The following is a 22,443-nucleotide window of genomic DNA, read 5'->3' as shown; positions in this document are numbered from 1 at the left end:
CGCTGTGGCCGGACGCCCGAACGAACGAATTGAGGAGTTAGCATGAGGCGTGTATCCGTCGATATCGGTGGGACCTTCACCGATTGTTTCGTGGTCTGGGATGGCAAATACATCGAAGCCAAGGCCCTGACCACCCATCACAACCTGGCCCTCGGCTTCAACGAGGCCCTCGGCAAGGCCTGCCATGTGCTGGACCTGGATCTGGAGAAGATCCTGTCCGAAGTGGATTCGGTGCGCTACGCCACCACCCTGGGCACCAACGCCCTGATCGAGCACAAGGGCCCCAAGATCGGCATGCTGGTGACGGCCGGTTTCGAAGCCACCGTGCCCCTGTCCCGGGCCCGCGGCTACGGCGAAGGCCTTGACAACCTGGGCCAGCAGGACATGCCCAACGCCCAGCGTCCCGACCCCCTGGTGCTGCCCCACATGATCCGCGGCGTGCGCGAGCGGGTGGACTTCCAGGGCAAGCTGGTGATGCCCCTGGACGAGGACGACGTGCGCAGCCAGATCCGCGAGCTGGTGGACCGGGGCGCCGAGATCATCGTGGTGGCCCTGGTGAATGCGGTGGTCAATCCGGACCATGAGCAGCGCATCGAGGAGATCCTGCTGGAGGAATATCCCTCCCACCTGCTCGGCGCGATCCCGGTGATCCTGTCCCACCAGGTGGCCGGCCGCAAGGGCGAGTACGTGCGGGCCACCTCGGCCATCGTCGACGGCTACCTGCACAGCACCATGTACCACGCCCTGTCGGCCCTCGAGCAGAACCTGCGCGCCCACCGCTACGAGAAGCCGATGCTGGTCATCCACAACTCCGGCGGCATGGCCCAGCTCAACTCCACCGATGCGCTGCAGACCATCCACTCCGGCCCGGTGTCCGGCATCGGCGCCTCCGAGCACCTGGCCATGCAGGCCGGCCTCGGCAACGTGGTCGCCACCGACATGGGCGGCACCAGCTACGACATCGGCATCGTGGTGGATGGCGGCATCAAGCACTACGACTTCAACCCGGTGATCGACCGCTGGCTGGTGTCGGTGCCGATGGTGCACCTGGTCACCCTGGGCGCGGGTGGCGGCTCGGTGGCGAGCTACGACCGCATGTACGACACCGTCAAGTGCGGCCCCGAATCCGCCGGCTCCGACCCCGGCCCGGCCTGCTACGACCGCGGCGGCATGAAGCCGACGGTGACCGACGCCGACCTGCTGCTGGGCTACCTGGACGCCAAGAACTACGCCGGCGGTTCGATCCCCCTCAACCCGCGGCGCGCCTCGGCGGCCATCGAGGACGCCCTGTGCGACGACCTGGACTGCTCGGTGATCGAAGCCGCCCTGCTGATCCGCGAGAAGGTGGATGACAACATGGCCAACGGCCTGTTCACCGAACTGCGGGCGCGCGGCTACGACCCCAAGGACTTCACCATGCTGGCCTATGGCGGCAACGGCCCGCTGCACTGCTGCGGCATCGCCCAGAACCTGTCCATCGACAAGATCCTGGCGCCGCCGCTCAGCTCGGTGTTCTCCGCGGTGGGGGCCGGCAACATGCACCAGCTGCACATCCACGAGCAGTCGCTGTACATGGTGCTGTACGACTCCAACACCCGGCACATCTTCGACGACTACACCCGCTTCAACAGCATCGTCGCCGAGCTCAAGGAGCAGGGCACCCAGGATCTGCTGCGCCAGGGCATCGCCAAGGAAGACATCTGCCACAACCTCGAGCTGGACATGCGCTATGGCAACCAGCTGGTGCAGACCACCGCGGTGATCCCCAAGCACGAGCTGCATGGCCCCACCGATGTGCTGGCGATGATCTCCCAGTTCTCCAACGACTACGGCAAGCGCTTCGGCGAGGGCTCCCAGGCACCGGAGGCAGGCATCCGCATCAACACCATCCGGGTGGCCGCCTACGTGCGCCACGAGACCGTGCAGTTCGAGGACATCAAGCCGGTGCCCGTCGAGCAGCGCAAGAACCCGCCGGCGCCCAGCAGCACCCGCAAGTGCTGGTTCGTCGGCCACGAGGGCTCCTTCGAGACGCCGGTGTGGAGCCGCGCCGCCATCGAGCCGGGCGTGCAGATCCCGGGGCCCGCGATCATCGCCTCCGAAGTCACCACCTTCCTGGTTAACCCGGGCTGGAACTTCGTGGCGGCCAAGCAGGGCGCGTCCTGGTTCCTGCGTGCCTGAGCGCCGCGGCGGACCGATTCAACCCACATAGACGACAGGATTGAAAATGAGCGAAATGAATACGCCGGTAGCGGCCAAGCTGCCGAGCCCCGAGGAAGTGGCGCTGATCAAGAAGTTCCTCAACGACACCACCCTGTTCCTCGGGCCCGACCCGGAGATCATGCAGAACCACGACCTGATGCCGCGCAGCGAGGTCGAGGACGAATGCATGCGCAAGGTGGGCGACGCCCACACCATCGCCAAGATCCGCGACCGCATCCAGGCGGGCTGCGACGAAGGCTACGAGATGGTCGAACAGATGGGCGCCGCCCCCGGCGCCAAGTGGGGCGACGTGATCACCGGGGTGTACTCCGCCTCGGGCGATCTGGCCATCGCCAGCGCCGGCGGGGTGCTGATCTTCTCGGCCCTGGTGCACCACCCGATCAAGTTCATCATCAAGAACTGGGTGAACGACCCCACCGTGGGCGTGAATGAAGGCGACGGCTTCATCCACAACGACTCCCGCTACGGTAACGTGCACAACACCGACCAGTCGATGATCCTGCCCATCTTCCACAAGGGCAAGCTGGTGTGCTGGGTGGCCTCCACGGTGCATGAGGGCGAGAACGGCGCCATCGAGCCGGGCGGCATGCCGTCGATGGCCGAGAGCCCCTGCGACGAAGGCCTCAAGATGTGCCCGTTCAAGGTGGTCGAGAACTACCAGATCAAGCGCGACATCCTGACCTTCCTGCAGAACTCCGTGCGCGAGCCCAAGCTCCAGTACGAAGACATGAAGGTCAAGCTGTTCGCCTGCCTGCGCATCAAGCAGCGCATCGAGGAAACGCTCAACACCGACGGCCCCGAGGCGCTCATCTCGACCCTGCGCACCACCATGGAAAACGTGCGTGCCGAGGTCAAGCGGCGGGTCAGCGAATGGCCCGACATGACGGTGCGCACCTACATCATCCAGGACTCGACCCTGCGCGAGAACTGCGTGGTGAAGATCAACTGCAAGCTCACCAAGACGGGCGACCGGCTGATCTTCGACTTCCGCGGCTCCAGCCCGGAATTCACCAACCGCGCCACCAACACCATCGTGGCCGGCCTCAAGGGCATGCTGGCCCAGGTCTTCCTGTGCTACGTGTGGCCCGACCTGCCGCGCGGCCAGGCCGCCTTCGCGCCGATCGAGGTGATCACCGATCCTCACTCGATCGTCAATTGCTCCTACGACGCGCCCAACTCCCAGAGCCTGATGTCCATCTTCACCGGCTTCACCGCCGGCCAGCACGCTGTCGCCAAGTTCCTGTACAGCTGCCCGGAGAAGTACACCAAGGTGCATGCGCCCACCTTCAACATGATCAACACCTTCATCTGGGGTGGGGTCAGCCAGCACGGCGAGACGCTGGGCAACCTGTGCGCCGACCTCAACGGCATGGGCGCCGGCGCCACTGTCGACCGCGACGGCGAGCACGCCCTGGCGCCGATCTTCGCCACCATGGCCGACATCGGCGAGCAGGAGCTCAACGAGGAGGAGGTGCCCTTCCTGCAGCTCGTCTCCAAGAAGATGACCCGCGACGCCATCGCCCCGGGCAAGTACCGTGGCGGCCAGGGCTACACCATGATGGTGGCCACCAAGGACAGCGAGCAGTGGGGCTTCATGACGGTCTGCCAGGGCGCCAAGTTCCCGCCCCTGCAAGGCCTCTTCGGCGGCTACGCCTGCGGCTCCTACCCCCTGTGCAAGGTGCAGGGCGTGGATGTGTATGACGTGCTCCTCAACGAACCGCACAAGTTCAAGCACTCCATCGAGGAGATCATGAACGAGCGGCCCTTCGAGGAGGCCACCTACACCACCCACCACATGGGCATGGGCTTCGAGATCTCCAAGCGCGGCGAGCTGTTCATGATCTCCCAGGGCGCGGGCGCCGGTTACGGCGACCTGCTGGAGCGCGACCCGGCCGGCGTGATCCGCGACATCGAGGAAGGCCTGATGTCGCCGGGCGTGGCCGAGCGCCTCTACAAGGTCAAGTTCGATCCGGACACCCTGGCGGTCAACCACGAGGCCACCGCGGCGGCCCGCGATGCCGAGCGCAAGGCCCGTATCGCCCGTGGCGTGCCCTATGCCGAGTTCATCAAGGGCTGGAACAAGCCGACCCCGCCGACCCACCTGCAGTACTTCGGCTGCTGGGGCGACGACGTGGCCAAGCTCTACATGGGCAGCCCCGACAAGTTCCGCGACGCCAACGCGCCGCGCCCCAACTACATGCCCCATCCGAAGGACGTGCGCATCGCCGAGCTGGAAAGCCGTCTGCTGGCCATGGGCGCCATGGGAGGTGAAAAGCAATGAGCCAGAGCCTCGCCGACAGCCTGCCCGGCAAGGGCGGCAGCGGGCTCCGGGTGTGGCTGAAGTCCTCGGCCTATACCCGCCGCCTGCTGTTGGGGGAGGGGGGCGACCCGTGGCTGGGCGCCGCCCAGTTCCTGGCCTGGTTCTCCCAGGCCCAGGGGCTGCTGCGTCCCGACGTGGCCGTGGTGGAAGTCGGCGAGCTCTTCGATGCCTGGCTCGCCCGCCATCCGGAGCTGCGTGCCGAGCTGGGCGCCAAGCGGCGCCTGTCCTACCCGCTGCGCCGCCTGCTGGAGCTGGAAGGCCCGCGCCAGCTGCTGGCCGAAGTGGTGGAGGCGGTGATCGCCAACCTGCGCGGCCAGACCCCGCTGGTGCTGGCCATGCCCTCGCCCAAGCACTGGCTGCTGCATGCCAACCAGCTGGCCGGGCGCAGCGACGTGGAGCTGGACCCGGACGGGATCGAGGACGCCGCCATGTACATGGCCGACCTGCTCCGCTCGGTGTCGGCCAGCCCGGTGGGCGGGGTGCTGCTGGAAGAGCACCCGGACGATGCGCAGATGGGCGAGACCGACCTGGAGCGCTACCGTCCGCTGATCAACGTGGCCCACCACTACCGCTGGTCCCTGGCGCTGCGCCCGCGCAGCAGCGGGGTGCTCGAATCGCCCGTGCTGGGCGAGTTCGATGCGGTGCTGAGCCGTGATGTGACGGCGGCCCCGCCGGTCTCCACAGGGGTGGATGTGAGCCTGCCCCTGTGGGCCGGCGAGGCGCTGCCGGCCCTGGCGCAAGGGCAGTTCTACTTCGCCGAAGTGCCGGCCAACCAGCGGCCCGAGTTTGTCCTGGAAAGCCTGGCTCGTCTGAGAGCCTAGGCCTGGCGGATGCCGGGGCGATCCTTCGCGCCCCGGCATCCGTCTTTTTTCGATTTCCGCAGGTGCTGCGTGGCGCCCCGCAGCGAGGATCCGCCGCCCATGTTCTCCACGCTCTCGCCCTTCACCCTCAGCATGCTGGCGAGCCTGGCGGGCGGCCTGCTGTCGGTGCTGGCTGCCGCCAGCCTGGCCGTCGCCGCGGGCCCGCGCGCCGTGCCGCGCCTGCTCAGCTACGCGGTGGGGGCGCTGCTCGGCGCGGCCTTCCTCGAGCTCCTGCCCCACGCTGTCGAAGCCTCCGGCGATGCCGAACTCACCTGCGCGCTGATCCTCGGCGGCGTGCTGCTGTTCTTCCTGCTCGAGAAGCTGCTGCTGTGGCGCTTCGGGCATGGGCATGCCCACCACGGCCACGGCGATGGCGGCCGCAGCGGCATGCTGGTGATGCTCGGCGATACCTTCCACAACTTCGTGGACGGGGTGCTGATCGCCACCGCCTTCAGCCAGGATCTGTCCCTCGGCCTGATCACCGCCGCCGCCATCATCGCCCACGAGATCCCCCAGGAGCTGGGCGACTTCGCCGTGCTGATCCACTCCGGCCTCAGCCGCGGCCGCGCGCTGGTCTTCAACCTGTTCTCCAGCCTGGCCATGGGCGCCGGCGCACTGCTGGCCCACTGGGCCCTGCCGGCGGTGGATGGGGCGGTGCCGGTGCTGCTGGCCCTGGCCTGCGCCAGCATGCTCTACGTGGCCGCCGCCGACCTGATGCCCGGCCTCCGCCAACGCACCCACCTGGCCGCAACGGCCGAGCAGGTGGTGTTGATCGGGGCGGGGGTGGTGTCGATCGGCGTGGCGCACCACCTGGCGGAGCACGTGCTGATGTGAGTGTGCGTTGAGCCTTTGCGGAGCAGTGCTCCGCGAAACCCCGCCTCGGCCCGGCGGGTGGGCCCTTGCCTTGCGTCGCTGAATGAATGCATGGCGGAGGTCCAGGTGCTGACGAAAATCACCCAGGCGTGGACGCGGGGTGTCCACGGTTGGGTGATTTTTGTGCAGGGGTGGATGGGGGAGGTCAGGGGCTGGGTGATTTTGGTCCAGGGCTGGATGAATTTTGTGTAGCGGTGGATGGAATTTGTCTAGGGGTGGATGGGCGGGGTCCAGGGCTGGGGGGATTTTGTTCAGCGTTGGATGGATTTTGTCAGTGCCTGGAGGGGGGGCGTCCAGGGCTGGACGGGGGCTGTCCAGGGCTGGAGGTGGCGTGCTCGTTTGTGCCTTGGCTGGTCGGCGTTCCGTTGTTTTGCGTTGGATTGGCCGGGATTTCGCCCCGGCGGGCGACCCCTTTCTTTGCGTCGCCAAAGAAAGGGGGAAAGAAAGGCGACCGGGCTTCCCCGGTCGTCCGCTTCGCGAACGACTCCCCTGCGCTGCTCGCATCGTGCGGCCGGCGCGGAACTCGTCGGCTGCGCCTCCTCAGACAGCCGCGCCGGAAGGCCCCGCCCGATACTCCGCTGCTCGGCGGGTCAGAACGGGCTTTTCGCAAACACCGCGCGTTTGCTGAAGCCGAGGCTGGCTTCCAACGAGAAAAGCAAAACCCAGCGTCTCGCACCCACCGACTTTTCCGTAAAGGCTCGGTGCTTGGCCAAAGCCCGTTCCGACCCGCCGAGCAGCGGAACGGCAGGCGGGGAAGTCCGGCGCGGCTGTTTGAGCCCGCAGGGCGAGTTCCGCGCCGGCCGCCTGCCGTGAGCAGCGCAGGGCAGTCGTTCGCGCAGCGAACGACCGGGGAGGCGGGTCGCCTTTCTTGCTTACTTCTTTGGCGAAGCAAAGAAGTGAGTCGCCCGCCGGGGCGAAATCCCGGCCAATCCAACCCAAAACAACGGAAAGCCCCCCAGTAAAGCCCCACCAACCTCACAAGCAGCCCCCCTCTCCCCCAAAGAAACCAAGCCCTCCCCCAAACAAATCCATTCCAAATAATAAAGAGCCACACCCTGCCTTTAATGCAGAACCCGGTGCGCTTGAAGACGCCCCCACCGTCCGTCCGGTAGCCGTTCAATCGACCGAAGCATTACCGGACGCCCTCAATCGGAATGCTGCTACGCCGCAATTGGAATCCGTTCATAAAAATCATTTAAATCATTGATTTCGATGAATATAAAAACGTTTCTTATATTGGCATTCAAGTTGCTAATTCAGCCTGAAGGAGGCGTCCGGCGCTGAATTCGGGCAAATAGGCAGGCGGTGGAGGGAAATACCGTCTGACCGTCCGGAATCAATACGGCAATGGACGACGCGCTCTGGAGACCAATAGGCCAAAACAGCAACAGGCAAGGGAGTGGGTATGGAGACTGTATTCAACAGGCCGCAGCGCATCGATCCGCAGCCGCGGGCGGGGCAGGGGGCGGGGGAGGTGGGACATGCTTAAGGCCATCAACAAGCTCGGGCCGGTGGCCCGGGGGCTGAGCGCCACGGGGACTTCGTCCCTGCCGGTGCTGATCATCGGCGGGCTGCTGTACGCGGCCTTCTTCGTCAAGGCCGAGCCGAGCATCGGCAACCTCGCATCGCGCCCCCTGGAGCGGCGCGATGCCTTCTACAGCGTGGCGGCGCCGGGCGGGGCGGTGCTGTGGGCCGCGGGCTCCTACGGCAAGATCGTGCGCAGCGAGGATGGCGGCAAGAGCTGGGGGGTGCAGGACACGCCGGTGGTGGCGCACCTGCAGTCCATCTCCGCGTGGGATGCACGGCGCGCCGTGGCGGTGGGCAACCGCGGTGTGGCGGTGGTGACCGACGACGGCGGCAAGAGCTGGAAGGAAGTGAAGGTGCCGCGCTCGGAAGTGGCCAACAAGCTGCTGCAGGTTCGCACCTATCCGGACGGCGTGGCCTGGGCGGTGGGCGAGGTGGGGGCGGTGCTGAAGAGCACCGACTACGGCGCCACCTGGGAGCGGGTCCAGGCCGAGAAGGATCAGGCCTGGAACGACATCTTCTTCGTCGGGCGCAATGGCTGGATGGTCGGTGAGTTCGGCCAGATCCAGCGTTCGACCGATGCGGGGCAGACCTGGGTGAGCGTGGCCAGCCCGGTGAAGAACAGCCTGATGTCGGTGTACTTCCGTGACGCGGACAACGGCGTGGCGGTCGGCCTGGCCGGCACCGTGCTGGTGAGCAGCGACGGCGGGGCGAGCTGGAAGGAGGCGCCGCCGCTGACCCGCGAGCATCTCAACTGCGTGATCTGGGATGGCAGCCACTGGGTCGCCGTGGGCGACAAGGGCATCCGGGTCACCTCGGACGAGGCGGGCAAGGACTGGAAGGCGGCGCGGATCTCCGACAAGGACCTGTCGTGGCGCACCCAGATCGTCAAGACGGCGGACGACTTCGTGCTGGCGGGGGCCAACCTGGCCGTGCTGCACCAGGACGAACTGCGCATCCTCGGCCGTGAGTGAGCGGCCTCCACGGCCGGGCCGGGCTTTCTTGAGCGCCCCCTCAATTTCAGACAAGGAACAGCAATGAAGAATGCGACATTCAAGGCGCTGGCCCAGGTGATCGACTGGATCCTGCGCCACCGGGTGCCGGTGCTGGCGGCCATCGTCGGCTTTACCGCGGTGATGGGCTACCTGGCCGCGCAGATCGAAGTGAAGACGGTGTTCAGCGACCTGCTGCCCCGCAACCACCCCTACGTGGAGGTGAACAACCAGTTCAAGCAGACCTTCGGCGGCTCCAACATGGTCAGCATCATGCTGGAGGTGGAGCAGGGCGATGTGTTCAACATGACCGTGCTGTCCAAGGTGCGGCAGATCACCCAGGAGCTGCAGAAGGTGGAGGGGGTGGACACCTACCAGATCGCCTCCCTGGCTTCGAAGAAGATGAAGGAGGTGCGGGCCTCCACCGAAGGCATCGAGTCGCGGCCGCTGATGTGGCCCGGCCTGCCGAAGGATGCGGCGGAGATCGCCACCCTGCGCGAGGCGGTGCTCAACAATCCGCTGGTGTACGGGCCCTATGTGTCGATCGACATGCGCGCCACCCTGATCACCGCCGACTTCATCGACGGGGCGGTGGACTACGTCAAGGCCTACCGCCAGATCGAGGAGATCGCCGAGCGGGCCAAGGGTGACGGGGTGCTGGTGCGGGTGGTCGGCGAGCCGATCCTGTACGGGCTGGTCAACCACTACCTGGGCGAGACCCTGCAGATCTTCATGATCACGGTGGGGGCGCTGGTGGTCCTGCTGCTGCTCATCACCCGCACCTGGCACGGCACCGTGCTGCCGCTGGTGACCGGCGTGGTCAGTGCGATCTGGGCGCTGGGCGCGGCCAAGCTGATGCACTTCCACCTGGACCCGCTGGTCATCGTGGTGGCCTTCCTGATCACCGCCCAGGCCATCTCCAATTCGGTGCAGCTGGTCTCGCGCTTCGATGACGAGGTGGCCGCCGGGGCGAGCTCGGCGGCGGCGGCGGCGCGGGCCAGCCTGCTCAACCTGTTCAAGCCCGGCATGCTGGCCATCGTGGCGGACGCGGGCTGTGTGCTGGTGGTGGCCCTGACGCCGATCCCGATGCTGGAGAAGATCTCCTACATCGGCACGGTGTGGATCCTGTCGATCATGCTCAGCGCCATGGTGCTGACCCCGGTGCTGTTGTCGTGGTGCGGGGTGAAGAAGCGTTACGCCCACCCGATCAATGTGCAGCCGCTGCTGCACAAGGTGCTCGGCCTGTGCGCGGCGCTGGTCACCTCGAAGCTGCGCTTCGCGGTGGTGGCCGTTGCCGGGGTGGCCTTCGTGGTGTCGGGCATCTACGCCTTCAAGCTGAAGGTCGGCGATGCCAACCCGGGCTCGCCCATCCTGTGGCCGGACTCCACCTATAACCAGGACGCCACGGCGATCAACCACAAGTTCCAGGGCTCGGACCGGATGTTCGTGGTGGTGTCGGGCAAGAAGGAGGGCGCCCTCAAGGAGCCGGCGGTGCTCGAAGGCATGGAGCGCTTCCAGAAGTACATGGAGGCCCAGCCGGAAGTGGGTGGCAGCATCTCCCTGGCCGACATCCTGCCGGCGGTGAAGCGGGTGGTGCGCGAGGGCAATGCGCGCTACCAGGAGCTGGGCGGCAGCGCCGACGAGAACGGCGAGCTGGTGTACATGTTCGTCTCCGGCGCCGACCCGGGCGACATGGACCGCTTCGCCGACCCCCAGGCCAAGAACGGCGCGGTGACTTTGTTCTTCCGTGACCACCAGGGCGAGACCATCCGTACCGCCATCGCGCGGGTCAAGGACTACGTGGCCAACAACAAGCTCGAGGATGCGGAGTTCCTGCTTGCCGGGGGGCTGGTGGGGGTGCTGGCGGCGGTGAACGAGGTGATCCTGGCCGGCCAGATCGAGTCGATCGCCTTTGCCCTGCTGGTGCTGGTGGCCTGCTGCATGTTCACCTACCGCTCTACGGTGGCCGGCATGTTCTTCATGGTGCCGGTGCTGCTCTCCAACACCCTGACCTTCAGCTACATGGCCTGGAAGGGCATCGGCATGAACATCAACACCCTGCCGGTGGTGGCCCTGGGCATCGGCCTGGGGGTGGATTACAGCTTCTACATCGTCGATGGCATCCGCGAGGAACTGCACCACCACAAGGACGTGGGCCGCGCCATCGCCAAGTCCATCGCCACCTCCGGCAAGGGGGTGCTGATCACTGCCCTGACCCTGGTCACCAGCGTGGTGCTGTGGAGCTTCTCGTCCCTGCGCCTGCAGGCCGACATGGGCGTGCTGATCGCCATCTGGCTGTTCATCTCGGCGGCTTCGGCCCTGTTCCTGATGCCGGCCATGGTCTATGTCTTCCGGCCGGAGTTCATCGTCGGCTCCAAGCGCCATCCCGTCGAGCAGGCCATCCAGGTCGAGCCCGCCCAGGCTGTCTGATTTCCCGTTCCACCCGTCCGACCTCCGGTGCTGCGGCACCGGAGGGTAGGGCAAGTCTTGTCCACAACAAAACAGAAGCGGAGGTGACACATGAAGGCAAATACAAGGCGGGCGCGCGCTGTCGGCGCGGTTCTGGGCCTGGGGCTGGCGTGCGCGCCGGCGCTCGCCCAGGAAGCATCCGGCGAGGCCGACCAGGACGGCAACTATTTCCGGATCGGCGGCTATGTGCGCGGCTGGGCGGCGTTCAACCTGCAGGACATCCCGGAAACCCGGGGCAATGACAAGGGCAAGCTGTCGATGCTGCGCGGCTCGATGCTGCTCGACGCGGATGCGGCCACCGGCCCGATCAAGTGGAAGGCGGTGGCGCGCCTCGACCGCGAGGCCAAGACCCCTTATCTGCGCGACCTGGAGGAGCTGCGCAAGACCAACGGCACCACCGGCGGTGATCACTCCAGCATCATGGACAACTACAACGGCGGCGACCTGCGCGAGTTCTGGGGCGAGTTCAAGGCCGGCGAGCGGGCCACCTTCCGCATCGGCAAGCAGCAGATCGTGTGGGGCGAGTCGGACTTCTTCCATGCCATGGACGTGGTGCATGGCTATGACATGAGCTGGCGCCTGTTCTTCGAGGGGGAGAACGAGGAGTGGCGCAAGCCCCTGTGGCTGGCCAGCGTGAAGTTCGACGTGCCCGAGGCGGCCGGCCAGATCCACGCCTATGTGCGTCCGGGCCTCGACCGCTGCAAGGACATCGGCAACACCTACGATATCCGCGGCGGGCGCTGGTTCTTCCAGCCCTACCGGGGCTATGACCTGTCGGCGGTGACCAGCTACGACTGCAAGCACCCCGAGGGCAACAAGGACGACTGGACGGGCGGCATCCGCTGGTCGGGCGAGGCCGGCTCGCTCAACTACTCCCTGGCCTATGTGCGCACCTTCGCCGCCGATCCGGTGGCCAACTCGGTCTTCGCGCCGTACAAGAAGGCGCCGGCCGGCCCGCTGTTCGACCTGATCCATCCCATGATCGACGTCTTCGGGGCCACCGTGAGCGGCTATTCGGCCGCCCTCGACACCGTCTTCAGCGCCGAGATCGCCTACACCAAGGACCAGCCCTACAACGTCGGCACCGGCGGCCTGACCACGCCGACCCTCGGCGCGGCGGCGGGCCTCGGCCTGGGCGGGATCAAGCTCAAGGACACGGTGACCACCATGCTGCGGGCCGACAAGAACCTGCACTTCGAGAACCTGCTGGGCACCAACCGGCCGTCCTTCTCGTCGGTGCAGATCTTCGACACCTGGATCCAGAGCCACAAGGATTCCGAAGACCTGGTCCGCCTGTTCGCCTATGGCTCGCCGCTCACCGAGCACAGCACCATCCTGACCGCCTTCACGGTGCTCAACTACAAGGGCGACACCATCAACCCGGGCATCGCCGTGGGCGTCGATCTCAACCACGGCGGCGGCTTCCTGATCCCCAGCGTCGACATCGTGCTGGGCGACAAGTGGCGGGCCAAGGCCGAGGCCGACATCTTCTGGGCCTCCCATTCCGGCAAGGCCTTGTTCGACCCCAACCCCGGCGTGCAGCTGTTCGGCTACTTCGCCAACAACAGCCAGCTCACCTTCCGTTTGACCCGTCAGTTCTAAGCACTAGAGAGGAGACCCACCCATGAAGACCACCACGAAGATCAATCCGTCGCGACGCCGCTTTGCCCGCGGCGCGCTGCTGCTGGGCGTCGGCGCGTGCCTCGCCGGCCAGGTCCAGGCCGCCGAGCTGCAGGCCGGCTTCGTCATCACCAAGGACAACTACGACAAGATCAAGACCGAGACCTTCGAGGGCAAGACCATCGCCAGCATGGTTCCCGAGAAGCTCGAGATGATGATCAAGAAGTTCGGCCTGACCATCAAGCTGGCCAACTCGAAGAAGATCGAGATGGACCCGAAGTACGTCAACGCCACCAAGGAGTACGCCAAGAACGTCAAGTTCGACCCGGCCACCCGCACCATGAGCGGCTGGAAGGCGGGCATGCCCTTCCCGCCGGAGAGCATCAAGCTGGACGACCCGAACGCCGGCGACAAGGTCATCTGGAACCTGCGGGCCGCCACCTATGGCGCCACCATGGACCTGCGCGACATCTCCTTCGTGTTCATCGGCGGCGGCACCGGTGTCGAGCGGGTGCAGCGCTGGCAGTCCCGCCGCTACTACATGGAAGGCCGCCTGGACGGCGGGCCGGTGAGCGAGGGTGACGGCAGCATCGCCCAGAAGACCTACCTGTTTGCCACCAGCCCGCAGGACATCCGCGGCCTCGGCACCTTCTCGATCCGCTACAACGACGCCACCTCGGCCAAGCCGGACGACACCTGGGCCTATCTCAAGTCCGTGCGGCGCACCCGCCGGCTGTCCGGCGGCGCCTGGATGGACCCGATCGGCGGCACCGATCAGCTGTATGACGACTGGGATATCTGGGATGCCTTCCCCACCAAGTACCGGGCCAACAAGCTCATCGGCAAGCGCTGGGTGCTCGCCGTGGCCCACAGCCCGCTGGTCAGCGTGGACAACAGCAAGCGCGATACGCCGGCCGAGTTTCCGTCGGTGGGTCTGACCGAGGCACCGTACTACTTCCCGGCCAAGCACATCGAGTGGGAGCCACGCGAAGTCTACGTGGTAGAGGGCACCCCGCCTGCGGAGCACCCCTACAGCAAGAAGGTGGTGTACATGGAGGTGAACTTCCCGCGCCCCTACCTGGGCGAGATGTATGACCAGAAGGGCGAATTCTGGAAATACATGATCTTCCAGAACCGTCCGGACGTCGGCGACGACGGCTACAAGGCGGTGATGCCGGTGGTCGGCCACGTCATCGATGTGAAGCGCAATCACTCCACCACCTGGTCGGCCAACATGAAGGCCAACCCCAAGGGCGTCAAGGAAGGCGACGTGTCCCTGAGCAAGCTCGAGGAAGTCGCCACCGGCGGCAAGTAGGCAAGGCGCACCGGGGAGACCGCATCACGCGATGCACCCCGGCCGTGCATGTGGAGGCCCCTTCACCGCGAGGTGAGGGGGCCTTCGTGCGTTGACGGCTGGGCGCACCGATAAGAGGCGTCGTGCATTATTGCGGTGCAAAAACTTGGATTGCCATGTGCAAATTGATTGATTATTCAAGCAGTTTTGCCTGGCACGTTCCGTGCATTGATGAGTTCGTGGTGTTGAAATAAAAGGGGTTTTTGTCTTCCAGTGACCGAGCTCCGTTCGCTCTTCAAGTCAGAACTTTTTGCGAAAAATAGTTGAATGTTCACGTGATTTTTCGGTTGACATCGGAAATCATTAAAACTAATCTTAACATCAGTGATGTTTATAAATCAGCCCGCAGGGCGAGCAGAGGCCGGTCGTCAGAGACCGGATTTTCAGGAGTCGCAGCATGAGCATCTTCGTGAGAGCGCTGAATCTGGGAGGCCAGGGGCCGTCCGTGGCGATCAAGGATTCGATCGACGTGGCGGGTGTGCCGACCCAGGCCGGCAGTCGGGCCCTGGCCGATGCGCCGCCGGCCGCGGCGCATGCCGAGGTGGTCGAGCGCCTGCTCGCCGCCGGCTACCGCATCACCGGCAAGGTGACCATGCATGAGCTGGCCTTCGGCACCACCGGCATCAATGCCTGGGCCGGTACGCCGCTCAATCCGTTGTTCCCGGATCGCGTGCCGGGTGGTTCCTCCAGCGGATCAGCTGCCGCGGTGGCGGGCAAGGAGGTCGATGTCGCCATCGGTACCGACACCGGCGGTTCGATCCGCATTCCGGCGGCCTGTTGTGGGGTCTTCGGTCTCAAGCCGACCTTCGGCCGGGTCAGCCGCAAGGGGGCGCTGCCTGCCGCTACCACCCTGGACTGCGTCGGCCCCTTTGCTGCCGACATGGACAGCCTGATCGCCTGCATGCGGGCCATCGATCCGAGCTTCGGTGATCTGCCGGCGGTGGAGACTGCCTCCATCGGACTGGTGGACGTGCCCGCCCTGGCCGAGATCCGCGAGGCGGTGGCGGAAGCCGTGGCGGCCAGCGGCTTGCCGGCCGCGTCGGTGAAATTCGAACACTTCGAGGCGGCCTACCAAGCCGGCCTGGCGGTGATCAATGCCGAGACCTGGGCCGCCTGCGGGCCGCTCGTGGAGACCGGCAAGGTGGGCCCCGACGTGGCCCAGCGTCTGATCAATGCCTCCCGCACCACCCAGGCCGACGTGGATGCTGCCAACCAGGTGCGCGCCGCCTTCAGTGCGGAAGTGGATGCCGCCCTGGAACGTTTTTCCGTACTGGCCCTGCCGACCATGGCAGACGCACCGCCCAGCCTCGACCAGGCTGCCGATACCTCCAGGCTGGTCAACATGACCTCCCTGGTCCGCCCCTTCAACCTGTCCGGCCATCCGGCCATCGCCATCCCGCTGCCAGCCCGGAGCGGTTTCCCCGTCAGCCTGCAACTGGTCGCCGCCAAGGGGCGCGACGAACTGCTGTGTGCCGTGGCCCGGCACGTGGCCAGCCGGTTGCAGTGACATCAATTCTCAAGCGGAGACACCCATGTTAGTGGCTATCAAAGAGACCCGGGACTGCGATGCCGCCAATGCGGCGGCCGGCCTGGACGACCTCCTGCAGGACATCCGGAAGCGCCGGAAGGAATTCGAAGCCCAGCGCTTCATCTCCCCGGACATCATCCAGGGCTTCAAGAAGGCCGGCGTTTACCGTGCCCTCGTGGCCAAGCGCTTCGGCGGTGACGAAAAGTCCCCCGCCGAGTTCTGCAAGCTGATCGAGCGCATCTCCCAGGCCGACGGTTCCGCCGGCTGGGTGGCGAGCTTCGGCATCGGCGGCATCTACCTGGCCGCGCTGCCCCTGGCGACCCTGGAGAAGCTCTACGCCAACGGGCCCGACGTGGTCTTTGCCGGTGGCATCTTCCCGCCGCAGCCGGCCGAGATCGTGGATGGCGGCTTCAAGGTGAATGGCCGCTGGAGCTGGGGCAGCGGCAGCATGGGCGCCGAAGTGGTCGGCGCCGGCATCCTGCCGAAGAACGGCGATGGCTCCGGCCTGCCGCGCATGGCCGTGATGCCCCGCGAGAAGGTGCAGATATCCCCTAACTGGGAGGTCATGGGCCTGCTCGGGACCGGCAGCCACGACATCGTGGTCAAGGATGTGGTGGTGCCGGAGGAGTGGACCTTCGTACGCGGTGGCCCGGCGTCCCTCGACACGCCGCTGTACCGCTACCCGACCCTCTCCTTCGCGGCCCAGGTGCTGACCGTGGTCGGCCTCGGCATCGGCCGCGCCGCCATCGACGAAGTGCTGGGCATGGCCGCCGGGCGTGCCTCGGTGACCGGCGCCCCGAACCTGGGCGAGCGTGTCTATGTACAGCTCGAGATCGCCAAGATCGAGGCCGAACTGCGCGCCGCACGGGCGTGGTTCTACGAGGCCATCGACGACGTCTGGCAGGTGCTGCTGGCCGGCGACAAGCCGAGCGATCACCTGGTGAGCATGCTGCGCCTGTCCACCACCCACGCCTCCCGCGTCGGTGCCGACGTGGCCCGCCGTGCCCAGATGCTGTCCGGCGGCACTGGCGTGTATGAGTCGAGCCCGCTGGCCGCCCAGGTCCGCGACGCCCAGATGATCACCCAGCACGCCTTCATGGGCGACATCACCTACCAGAACGCCGGCGCCATGCTCTTCGGCCTCAAGCCGCTGCCGGGCTACCTGTAAAACCGATCGATCCAACGGAGATAGAGATGAGCGACAAGAAACCGCTGCGCGTGCTGTTCTGCATGGGCGTGAACCAGAACTTCATGGACGGCACGGCCGACGAGATGAAGGACGTGTGGGGCGCCTTCGTCTCGATGATGCAGGGCATCGCGCGCCTGCCCGGCGTGCGCGTGCTGGGCAACATGGACGACGACCAGATCATGGTCGGCCCGTCCGTCGCCTTCCCCTGGACCACCTACGTGCTGGCCGACGTGCCCGACCTCGAGACGGTCACCGCCGCCTGCAACCTGTTCCGTGCCACCCCGGTGGGCGACGGCACCTACAAGCTGTGGAAGTACATCCGCGTCGAGGCCCGCATCGGCCGCGAGCTGGTGATTCCCGAGTAACCCCCTGCGGAGCCGACCATGACCGACCTCGCCCACGTCCGCCAGCTCGAGGAGCGCCTGGACCGCCTGGAAAGCGAAGGCGCAATCCGCGCCTGCATCAACCGCTACATGTTCCTGTGCGACTACCTGGATGCCCGTACGCCGCTGGATGAACTGGCCGGGTTGTTCACCACCGATGCGGTGTGGGAAGGCATCGGCGAGAAGTACAAGGGCACCTTCGGGCGTATCGAGGGGCGCGAGGCGATCGGCGCGATGATGGCCAAGTACATGGTCGAGCCGGCGCACTTTGCCCTCAACGTGCATTTCCTGACCAGCGAGACTATCCGCGTGCATGCCCCGGACGCGGCCACCGGCGCGTGGGTCATGCTGCAGACATCGACCTTCGCCAGCGGCGCCTCCCACCTCAACGCGGCGCGTCTGAGCATCGACTTCGCCCGTCAGGACGGCATCTGGCGGATGGCCCATTTCCGCACCGAGAACCTGTTCAGCCGTCCGGTGGAGCACTGGAATGCCAGCGCCGCCCTGCCGGTGCCCCGCTGATTGCCGTTCAGCCAGGCTCCGTTTAGCGAACCCTAGAGATTGAGAAACAAGGAAGACACACCATGACAAGCCAAGCCACTAGCAAGGGCCACACCCTGGCCGACCTGGTCCAGCACGACCGGGTGCATACCTCCCTGTACACCGACCCCGCCATCTTCGAGACGGAGATGGACAAGGTCTTCGCCAACACCTGGGTGTGGGTTGCCCACACCAGCGAGATCCCCGAAGCCGGCAGCTACAAGACCGGCTACATCGGCCGCCAGCCGGTGGTGACCGTGCGCGACCGCAAGCAGCAGGTGCATGTGCTGCTCAACCGCTGCCGCCACCGCGCCGCCACCGTCTGCGAAGGCCACAAGGGCAAGACCAACAGCTTCGTGTGCCCCTACCACGGCTGGAGCTACTCCCTGGACGGCGCCCTGCGCGGCGTGCCCAGCCCGGAGAGCTATGGTGACCTGCTCGACAAGGCCGACTACCCGCTGGTCAAGCTGCGCGTCGAGGAATACGCCGGCATGATCTTCGCCACTTTCAAGGACGATATCGAGCCCCTCGTCGATTTCCTCGGCCCGGCCAAGAAGTGGATGGACCTGTTCATGAAGCAGGGCGGCGGCTTCCCGGTCAAGGTGGGCGGCGAGCATCGCTTCCGCTTCCCCGGCAACTGGAAGATCCAGCTCGAGAACACCACCGACGCCTATCACTTCCCGCTGGTGCACAAGTCCTTCCTGTCCTCGGTGGACAAGCAGACCGAAGAGATGCTCGACTTTGTCGAAGGGCCGGGCTTTGTGGAAGACCTGGGCAACGGCCACAGCGTGATGGTCATGATCCCCGACCTGGTGGACCTGGAGGCCAACCTCGATGCCCCCATCCCCGAGCGCTTCGCCGCGCTGGCCGAGGAGCTGCGCGCCGACTACCCCGAAGACCAGGTGCGCCGCATCGTGCGTGCGGTGGGTGGTTCCGGCTTCAACCTCAACATCTTCCCGAACATCGCCTGCTCCATGGCCTTCTTCCGGGTGCTGCGCCCGGTGTCGGTGACCGAGACCGAGATCCACCACGCGGTGATCACCATGGACGGCGGCCCCGAGGCCGGCAATCGCGCCCGCCTGCGCATGCACGAACACTTCCAGGGGCCGATGGGCTTCGGCACCCCCGATGACTCGGAAGCCTGGGAGCGCGTGCAGAAGGGCTCCAACGCCGGCACCGACCAGTGGATCCTGCTCAACCGCGGCCTTGCCAAGGAACAGGAAACGGCCGATGGCCGCCGCAGCGACGTGAGTGCGGAAACCGGCATGCGTGCCGCCTACCGCCAATGGAAAAAACTGATGACCGCCTGAGGCGGAGGACGAAGCCATGAACATTGAACTGCTCAACCAAGCCAGCGCCTTTATCAGCCAGGAAGCCGACATGCTCGACCACGGCGAGTACCCCGAGTGGCTCGCCCTGTGGGAAGAGAAGGGCCTGTACATCGTGCCGATCAACCCGGACGAGACCGACTTCGCCAACACCCTCAACTACGCCTGCGACGACGCCAAGATGCGCAATCTGCGTGTGGCCCGTCTGGGCAGCGGCGAGTCCATCTCCACCTCCCCGGCGCCGCGCACCATCCGCAGCGTGTCGCGCTTCCGCATCCTCGCCGACGACGGCAAGACCGTCACCGTGCGCTGTGCCCAGAACCTGCGGGAGTTCCGCAAGGAGATCCAGAAGCACTACACCGCCAACCTGACCTACACCCTGGTCCGCGACGGTGACAGCTTCCGCATCCAGCAGAAGGTGGTGCGCCTGCTCAACTCCTCCGATGCGCTGCAGTGCATCGGCTACATCCCGTAAGGAGCGCTGCATGAGCCAAGTCGCACTCGTGACCGGTGCCGCCCAAGGCCTCGGCAACATCATCGCCCGGCGCCTGCATGCGGCCGGCTACAAGCTGGTCCTCACCGACGTGTCCGAAGACATGGCCCGTGCCGCGGCCGGGCAGCTGGACGCGAGCGGCGACACGGTTCTGCCGCTGGCCCTGGACGTGATGCAGAAGGCGGCCTTCGAGGCCGCCCTGGCCGCCGTCCAGCAACGCTGGGGCGGGCTGCACGTGGTGGTCAACAACGCCGCCATCACGCCCACCACGCCGGTGATGCAGATCACCCCGGAAGAGTTCGACAAGGTGCTGGCGATCAACCTGCGCGGCACCTTCCTCGGCTGCCAGGTGTTCGGTGCGGCGATGGGGCAGGCCGGTTACGGCCGCCTCATCAACGTCGCCTCCCTGGCCGGGCAGAACGGCGGCACCGCATCCGGCGCCCATTACGCCGCGTCGAAGGGGGGCATCCTGACCCTCACCAAGATCTTCGCCCGCGAGCTGGCGGCCTCCGGTGTCACCGTCAACGCCATCGCCCCCGGCCCCATGGAGCTGCCCTCGGTGCGGGCTGCCGTGCCACCCGAGCGCCTCGAGAAGCTCATCGAAATGATTCCGGTGAAGCGTCTCGGCAACCCCGAGTTCGTCGCCAGCCTGGTCGTGCAACTGGCCTCCGTCGAAGCCGACTTCGCCACCGGCGCCGCCTGGGATGTGAACGGCGGCATCTTCATGCGCTGAGCGGCGACGCGAAACCAACAGAAGGGAAAACACAAAAATGTCTGAAGAAACGCTCCGGGTTGTCGTACGCCGCAGCGAGTCCCAGGGCCAGGGCGTTCTCGTCCTCGACCTGGCACCCGCAGACGGTGGCGAACTGCCCCCCTTCGAGGCGGGGGCCCACGTGGACCTGCATCTGGGCGAGGGGCTGGTGCGCCAGTATTCCCTGTGCGGCAATCCCGCCGATCGCCAGGTTTACCGCCTTGGCATCCTCAAGGATCCGAATTCCCGCGGTGGCTCCATCGCCGCCCACGAGCGCCTCCGCGAAGGCACCGTGGTCGAGATCGGGGTGCCGCGCAACCTCTTCCCGCTGGAGGCCGGCGCACGCCGCAGCATCCTGGTGGGCGGCGGTATCGGCGTGACGCCCATGATCGCCATGGCGCACACCCTGTCGGCCCAGGACAAGCCTTTCGAGCTGCATTACAGCGGGCGCACCCGTTCGTCCTGTGCCTTCCTCGACGAGTTGGCGGCTGCGCCCTTCCGCGCCCAGGTGCACACCCACTTCGACGACGGTGCGGTGGAGCAGCGCCTGAACCTGGTTGAAGTGCTGACCGGTGCCGATGCGGGAACCCACCTGTACGTCTGCGGCCCCTCCGGCTTCATGGACTGGGTCATCGCCGAAGCGGGCCGCCTGGGGCTGTCCGCCGGGCAGATCCACAAGGAGTACTTCCAGGTCGAGGCGCCCAGCGCGGGCGGCAAGGCCTTCGACGTGGCCCTGAAGAAATCCGGCAAGACGGTGCATGTGGCCGAAGGCCAGACCATCGTCGACGCCCTGGCCGGTGTCGGCATCAAGATCAAGGTGTCCTGCGAGCAGGGCGTCTGCGGCACCTGCCTGTGCAACGTGCTCGAGGGCACGCCCGACCACCGGGATGTCTTCCTGACCGACGAGGAGAAGGCCGACAACGACCAGATCCTGCTGTGCTGTTCCCGTTCCCTCAGCGACACCCTGGTGCTGGACCTCTAGCCTGATCATCCCCAAGGAGAGCCATGATGATCGATACCAATGAATTCCGTAACGGCATGGCCATGCTCAGTGGCGCCGTCAACGTGATCACCACGGGTGGCCAGGAAGGCCTCGCCGGCTTTACCGCCACCGCCGTCTGCAGTGTCACCGACCAGCCGCCGACCCTGCTGGTGTGCATGAACCGTTCGTCCTACGCCCATCGCTTCTTCACCGCCAACGGAGTGCTCTGCGTCAATCTGCTGGGGGCCGACCAGCAAGGTCTGTCCGGCCTGTTTGCAGACCGCAACGTGAGCATGGAAGAGCGTTTCCAGCGGAGCGCCTGGCAGGCCCTGGAAACCGGCAGCCCGGCCCTCGACGATGCCCTGGTGAATTTCGATTGCCGCATTGCCCAGATTCACGACGTCGGCTCCCACAGCATCTTCTATTGCGAAGTGGTCCAGGTGCGCCGGAGCGATCCGCGTCCGGGGCTGGTCTATTTCAATCGCAATTACCACCGGGTCGGCGAGGAAATGCGCGCGGCGGGTTGAGTTTCGTCGTGACCATTTTCTTGCATATTGCCGAAATGAATATCCGGAAAGGCTGAGGCCATGCCAAATCTGAATGTCTATCTGGTCGAGGGTTATTCCGAGGCGCAGAAGGAAACCCTGTTGGTCCGCATGACCGATGCGGTGGTCGACAGCATTGCCGCCCCCAAAGCGTCGGTGCGGATCTTCCTGATCGAGCTGCCGCGTGCCCACATCTGTGCCGGCGGCGTCGTGCTGGCCGCCGAGGCGCGGGCCGGCGGGCCGCTCTCACCGGGCGGTCCGACGATTCATGCCTTTCTCATCAGTGGTCGCACGGATGCCCAGAAGGAAGCGCTGATCGGTGCCCTGACGGGGGTGGTGGATGAAGTCCTGGCGATTCCTCCGGCGCCGGTCCGGGTCATGATCTTCGATGTGGCCAATACCGACTTCGGCATGCAGGGCGTGACCGCCAAGTCCCTCGGCCGCTGATCCGCCGGAATGGGCACGTAATTGG

18 protein-coding genes are annotated in these 22,443 nt (G+C 66.0%); all 18 read left to right on the top strand.

From position 1 onward, the window contains the following. The first annotated feature begins 42 nt into the window (after nucleotides 1–42). The 18 genes from HHL15_RS21540 to HHL15_RS21455 all read left to right on the top strand — a co-directional run bounded on the left by HHL15_RS21540 (nucleotide 43) and on the right by HHL15_RS21455 (nucleotide 22,418). Nucleotides 43–2,178 carry a hydantoinase/oxoprolinase family protein gene (locus tag HHL15_RS21540; RefSeq protein WP_169147876.1) on the top strand — a complete coding sequence of 712 codons (2,136 nt, stop codon included), beginning with the start codon at nucleotides 43–45 and terminating at the stop codon, nucleotides 2,176–2,178. A 46-nt stretch (nucleotides 2,179–2,224) separates the two neighbouring features. After that, on the top strand, nucleotides 2,225–4,501 hold the full coding sequence (locus HHL15_RS21535; RefSeq protein WP_169147875.1) for a hydantoinase B/oxoprolinase family protein: 2,277 nt from the start codon (nucleotides 2,225–2,227) through the stop codon (nucleotides 4,499–4,501). Next, nucleotides 4,498–5,361, top strand: a complete 864-nt coding sequence (locus HHL15_RS21530) for a hypothetical protein (protein WP_169147874.1) — start codon at nucleotides 4,498–4,500, stop codon at nucleotides 5,359–5,361. Before HHL15_RS21535 ends, HHL15_RS21530 begins: the two co-directional genes overlap by 4 nt. A gap of 99 nt (nucleotides 5,362–5,460) precedes the next feature. Further along, nucleotides 5,461–6,234: a ZIP family metal transporter gene (locus tag HHL15_RS21525; RefSeq protein ID WP_235943573.1), complete on the top strand. Its 774-nt coding sequence runs from the start codon at nucleotides 5,461–5,463 to the stop codon at nucleotides 6,232–6,234. Nucleotides 6,235–7,754: 1,520 nt separating this feature from the next. Continuing rightward, complete coding sequence (locus HHL15_RS21520) at nucleotides 7,755–8,771, top strand: WD40/YVTN/BNR-like repeat-containing protein (RefSeq protein WP_169147873.1); 1,017 nt, start codon at nucleotides 7,755–7,757, stop codon at nucleotides 8,769–8,771. 63 nt (nucleotides 8,772–8,834) lie between these two features. Then, nucleotides 8,835–11,219, top strand: coding sequence for an efflux RND transporter permease subunit (locus tag HHL15_RS21515; RefSeq protein ID WP_169147872.1), 2,385 nt, complete (start codon nucleotides 8,835–8,837; stop codon nucleotides 11,217–11,219). A gap of 90 nt (nucleotides 11,220–11,309) precedes the next feature. Then, a complete protein-coding gene (locus HHL15_RS21510; RefSeq protein WP_169147871.1) occupies nucleotides 11,310–12,860 on the top strand; it encodes a DUF1302 family protein in 1,551 nt (516 codons plus the stop codon). Nucleotides 12,861–12,882: 22 nt separating this feature from the next. Next, entirely contained in the window at nucleotides 12,883–14,193 is a 1,311-nt protein-coding gene (locus tag HHL15_RS21505) for a DUF1329 domain-containing protein (protein WP_169147870.1), read from the top strand. A gap of 436 nt (nucleotides 14,194–14,629) precedes the next feature. Beyond that, nucleotides 14,630–15,739 carry an amidase gene (locus HHL15_RS21500; RefSeq protein WP_169147869.1) on the top strand — a complete coding sequence of 370 codons (1,110 nt, stop codon included), beginning with the start codon at nucleotides 14,630–14,632 and terminating at the stop codon, nucleotides 15,737–15,739. A gap of 25 nt (nucleotides 15,740–15,764) precedes the next feature. Continuing rightward, entirely contained in the window at nucleotides 15,765–16,928 is a 1,164-nt protein-coding gene (locus tag HHL15_RS21495) for an acyl-CoA dehydrogenase family protein (RefSeq protein WP_169147868.1), read from the top strand. Between the two features lie 26 nt (nucleotides 16,929–16,954). After that, nucleotides 16,955–17,314: an IacB protein gene (locus HHL15_RS21490; RefSeq protein ID WP_169147867.1), complete on the top strand. Its 360-nt coding sequence runs from the start codon at nucleotides 16,955–16,957 to the stop codon at nucleotides 17,312–17,314. 18 nt (nucleotides 17,315–17,332) lie between these two features. Next, nucleotides 17,333–17,854 (top strand): nuclear transport factor 2 family protein, encoded by a 522-nt coding sequence (locus tag HHL15_RS21485; RefSeq protein ID WP_169147866.1) that lies wholly within the window; start codon nucleotides 17,333–17,335, stop codon nucleotides 17,852–17,854. A 62-nt stretch (nucleotides 17,855–17,916) separates the two neighbouring features. Next, nucleotides 17,917–19,182, top strand: a complete 1,266-nt coding sequence (locus HHL15_RS21480; RefSeq protein ID WP_169147865.1) for an aromatic ring-hydroxylating oxygenase subunit alpha — start codon at nucleotides 17,917–17,919, stop codon at nucleotides 19,180–19,182. A gap of 16 nt (nucleotides 19,183–19,198) precedes the next feature. Next, the gene (locus HHL15_RS21475) at nucleotides 19,199–19,675 is read left to right on the top strand and encodes an aromatic-ring-hydroxylating dioxygenase subunit beta (RefSeq protein ID WP_169147864.1); all 477 of its coding nucleotides are present in this window, start codon (nucleotides 19,199–19,201) and stop codon (nucleotides 19,673–19,675) included. Between the two features lie 10 nt (nucleotides 19,676–19,685). Continuing rightward, the gene (locus HHL15_RS21470) at nucleotides 19,686–20,426 is read left to right on the top strand and encodes an SDR family NAD(P)-dependent oxidoreductase (protein WP_169147863.1); all 741 of its coding nucleotides are present in this window, start codon (nucleotides 19,686–19,688) and stop codon (nucleotides 20,424–20,426) included. 37 nt (nucleotides 20,427–20,463) lie between these two features. After that, nucleotides 20,464–21,426 (top strand): PDR/VanB family oxidoreductase, encoded by a 963-nt coding sequence (locus HHL15_RS21465; protein ID WP_169147862.1) that lies wholly within the window; start codon nucleotides 20,464–20,466, stop codon nucleotides 21,424–21,426. A gap of 23 nt (nucleotides 21,427–21,449) precedes the next feature. Continuing rightward, nucleotides 21,450–21,953 carry a flavin reductase gene (locus HHL15_RS21460; RefSeq protein ID WP_206198905.1) on the top strand — a complete coding sequence of 168 codons (504 nt, stop codon included), beginning with the start codon at nucleotides 21,450–21,452 and terminating at the stop codon, nucleotides 21,951–21,953. Between the two features lie 60 nt (nucleotides 21,954–22,013). Beyond that, nucleotides 22,014–22,418: a tautomerase family protein gene (locus HHL15_RS21455; protein WP_169147861.1), complete on the top strand. Its 405-nt coding sequence runs from the start codon at nucleotides 22,014–22,016 to the stop codon at nucleotides 22,416–22,418. The last annotated feature ends 25 nt before the right edge of the window (nucleotides 22,419–22,443 follow it).

The sequence above is a fragment of the Zoogloea dura genome, assembly GCF_012927165.1.
GTDB lineage: Bacteria > Pseudomonadota > Gammaproteobacteria > Burkholderiales > Rhodocyclaceae > Zoogloea > Zoogloea dura.
Note: the sequence above shows the minus strand (reverse complement) of the source record. Positions and strands in the feature narration are given on the sequence as shown.

Excerpts from the sequence above, each read along its gene's own strand:
- HHL15_RS21485 (WP_169147866.1), top strand. The coding sequence starts at position 17,333 with ATGACCGACCTCGCCCACGTCCGCCAGCTCGAGGAGCGCCTGGACCGC.
- HHL15_RS21525 (WP_235943573.1), top strand. The coding sequence starts at position 5,461 with ATGTTCTCCACGCTCTCGCCCTTCACCCTCAGCATGCTGGCGAGCCTG.
- HHL15_RS21520 (WP_169147873.1), top strand. The coding sequence starts at position 7,755 with ATGCTTAAGGCCATCAACAAGCTCGGGCCGGTGGCCCGGGGGCTGAGC.
- HHL15_RS21530 (WP_169147874.1), top strand. The coding sequence starts at position 4,498 with ATGAGCCAGAGCCTCGCCGACAGCCTGCCCGGCAAGGGCGGCAGCGGG.
- HHL15_RS21460 (WP_206198905.1), top strand. The coding sequence starts at position 21,450 with ATGATGATCGATACCAATGAATTCCGTAACGGCATGGCCATGCTCAGT.
- HHL15_RS21465 (WP_169147862.1), top strand. The coding sequence starts at position 20,464 with ATGTCTGAAGAAACGCTCCGGGTTGTCGTACGCCGCAGCGAGTCCCAG.
- HHL15_RS21480 (WP_169147865.1), top strand. The coding sequence starts at position 17,917 with ATGACAAGCCAAGCCACTAGCAAGGGCCACACCCTGGCCGACCTGGTC.
- HHL15_RS21470 (WP_169147863.1), top strand. The coding sequence starts at position 19,686 with ATGAGCCAAGTCGCACTCGTGACCGGTGCCGCCCAAGGCCTCGGCAAC.
- HHL15_RS21505 (WP_169147870.1), top strand. The coding sequence starts at position 12,883 with ATGAAGACCACCACGAAGATCAATCCGTCGCGACGCCGCTTTGCCCGC.
- HHL15_RS21455 (WP_169147861.1), top strand. The coding sequence starts at position 22,014 with ATGCCAAATCTGAATGTCTATCTGGTCGAGGGTTATTCCGAGGCGCAG.
- HHL15_RS21535 (WP_169147875.1), top strand. The coding sequence starts at position 2,225 with ATGAGCGAAATGAATACGCCGGTAGCGGCCAAGCTGCCGAGCCCCGAG.
- HHL15_RS21515 (WP_169147872.1), top strand. The coding sequence starts at position 8,835 with ATGAAGAATGCGACATTCAAGGCGCTGGCCCAGGTGATCGACTGGATC.
- HHL15_RS21495 (WP_169147868.1), top strand. The coding sequence starts at position 15,765 with ATGTTAGTGGCTATCAAAGAGACCCGGGACTGCGATGCCGCCAATGCG.
- HHL15_RS21510 (WP_169147871.1), top strand. The coding sequence starts at position 11,310 with ATGAAGGCAAATACAAGGCGGGCGCGCGCTGTCGGCGCGGTTCTGGGC.
- HHL15_RS21475 (WP_169147864.1), top strand. The coding sequence starts at position 19,199 with ATGAACATTGAACTGCTCAACCAAGCCAGCGCCTTTATCAGCCAGGAA.
- HHL15_RS21540 (WP_169147876.1), top strand. The coding sequence starts at position 43 with ATGAGGCGTGTATCCGTCGATATCGGTGGGACCTTCACCGATTGTTTC.
- HHL15_RS21500 (WP_169147869.1), top strand. The coding sequence starts at position 14,630 with ATGAGCATCTTCGTGAGAGCGCTGAATCTGGGAGGCCAGGGGCCGTCC.
- HHL15_RS21490 (WP_169147867.1), top strand. The coding sequence starts at position 16,955 with ATGAGCGACAAGAAACCGCTGCGCGTGCTGTTCTGCATGGGCGTGAAC.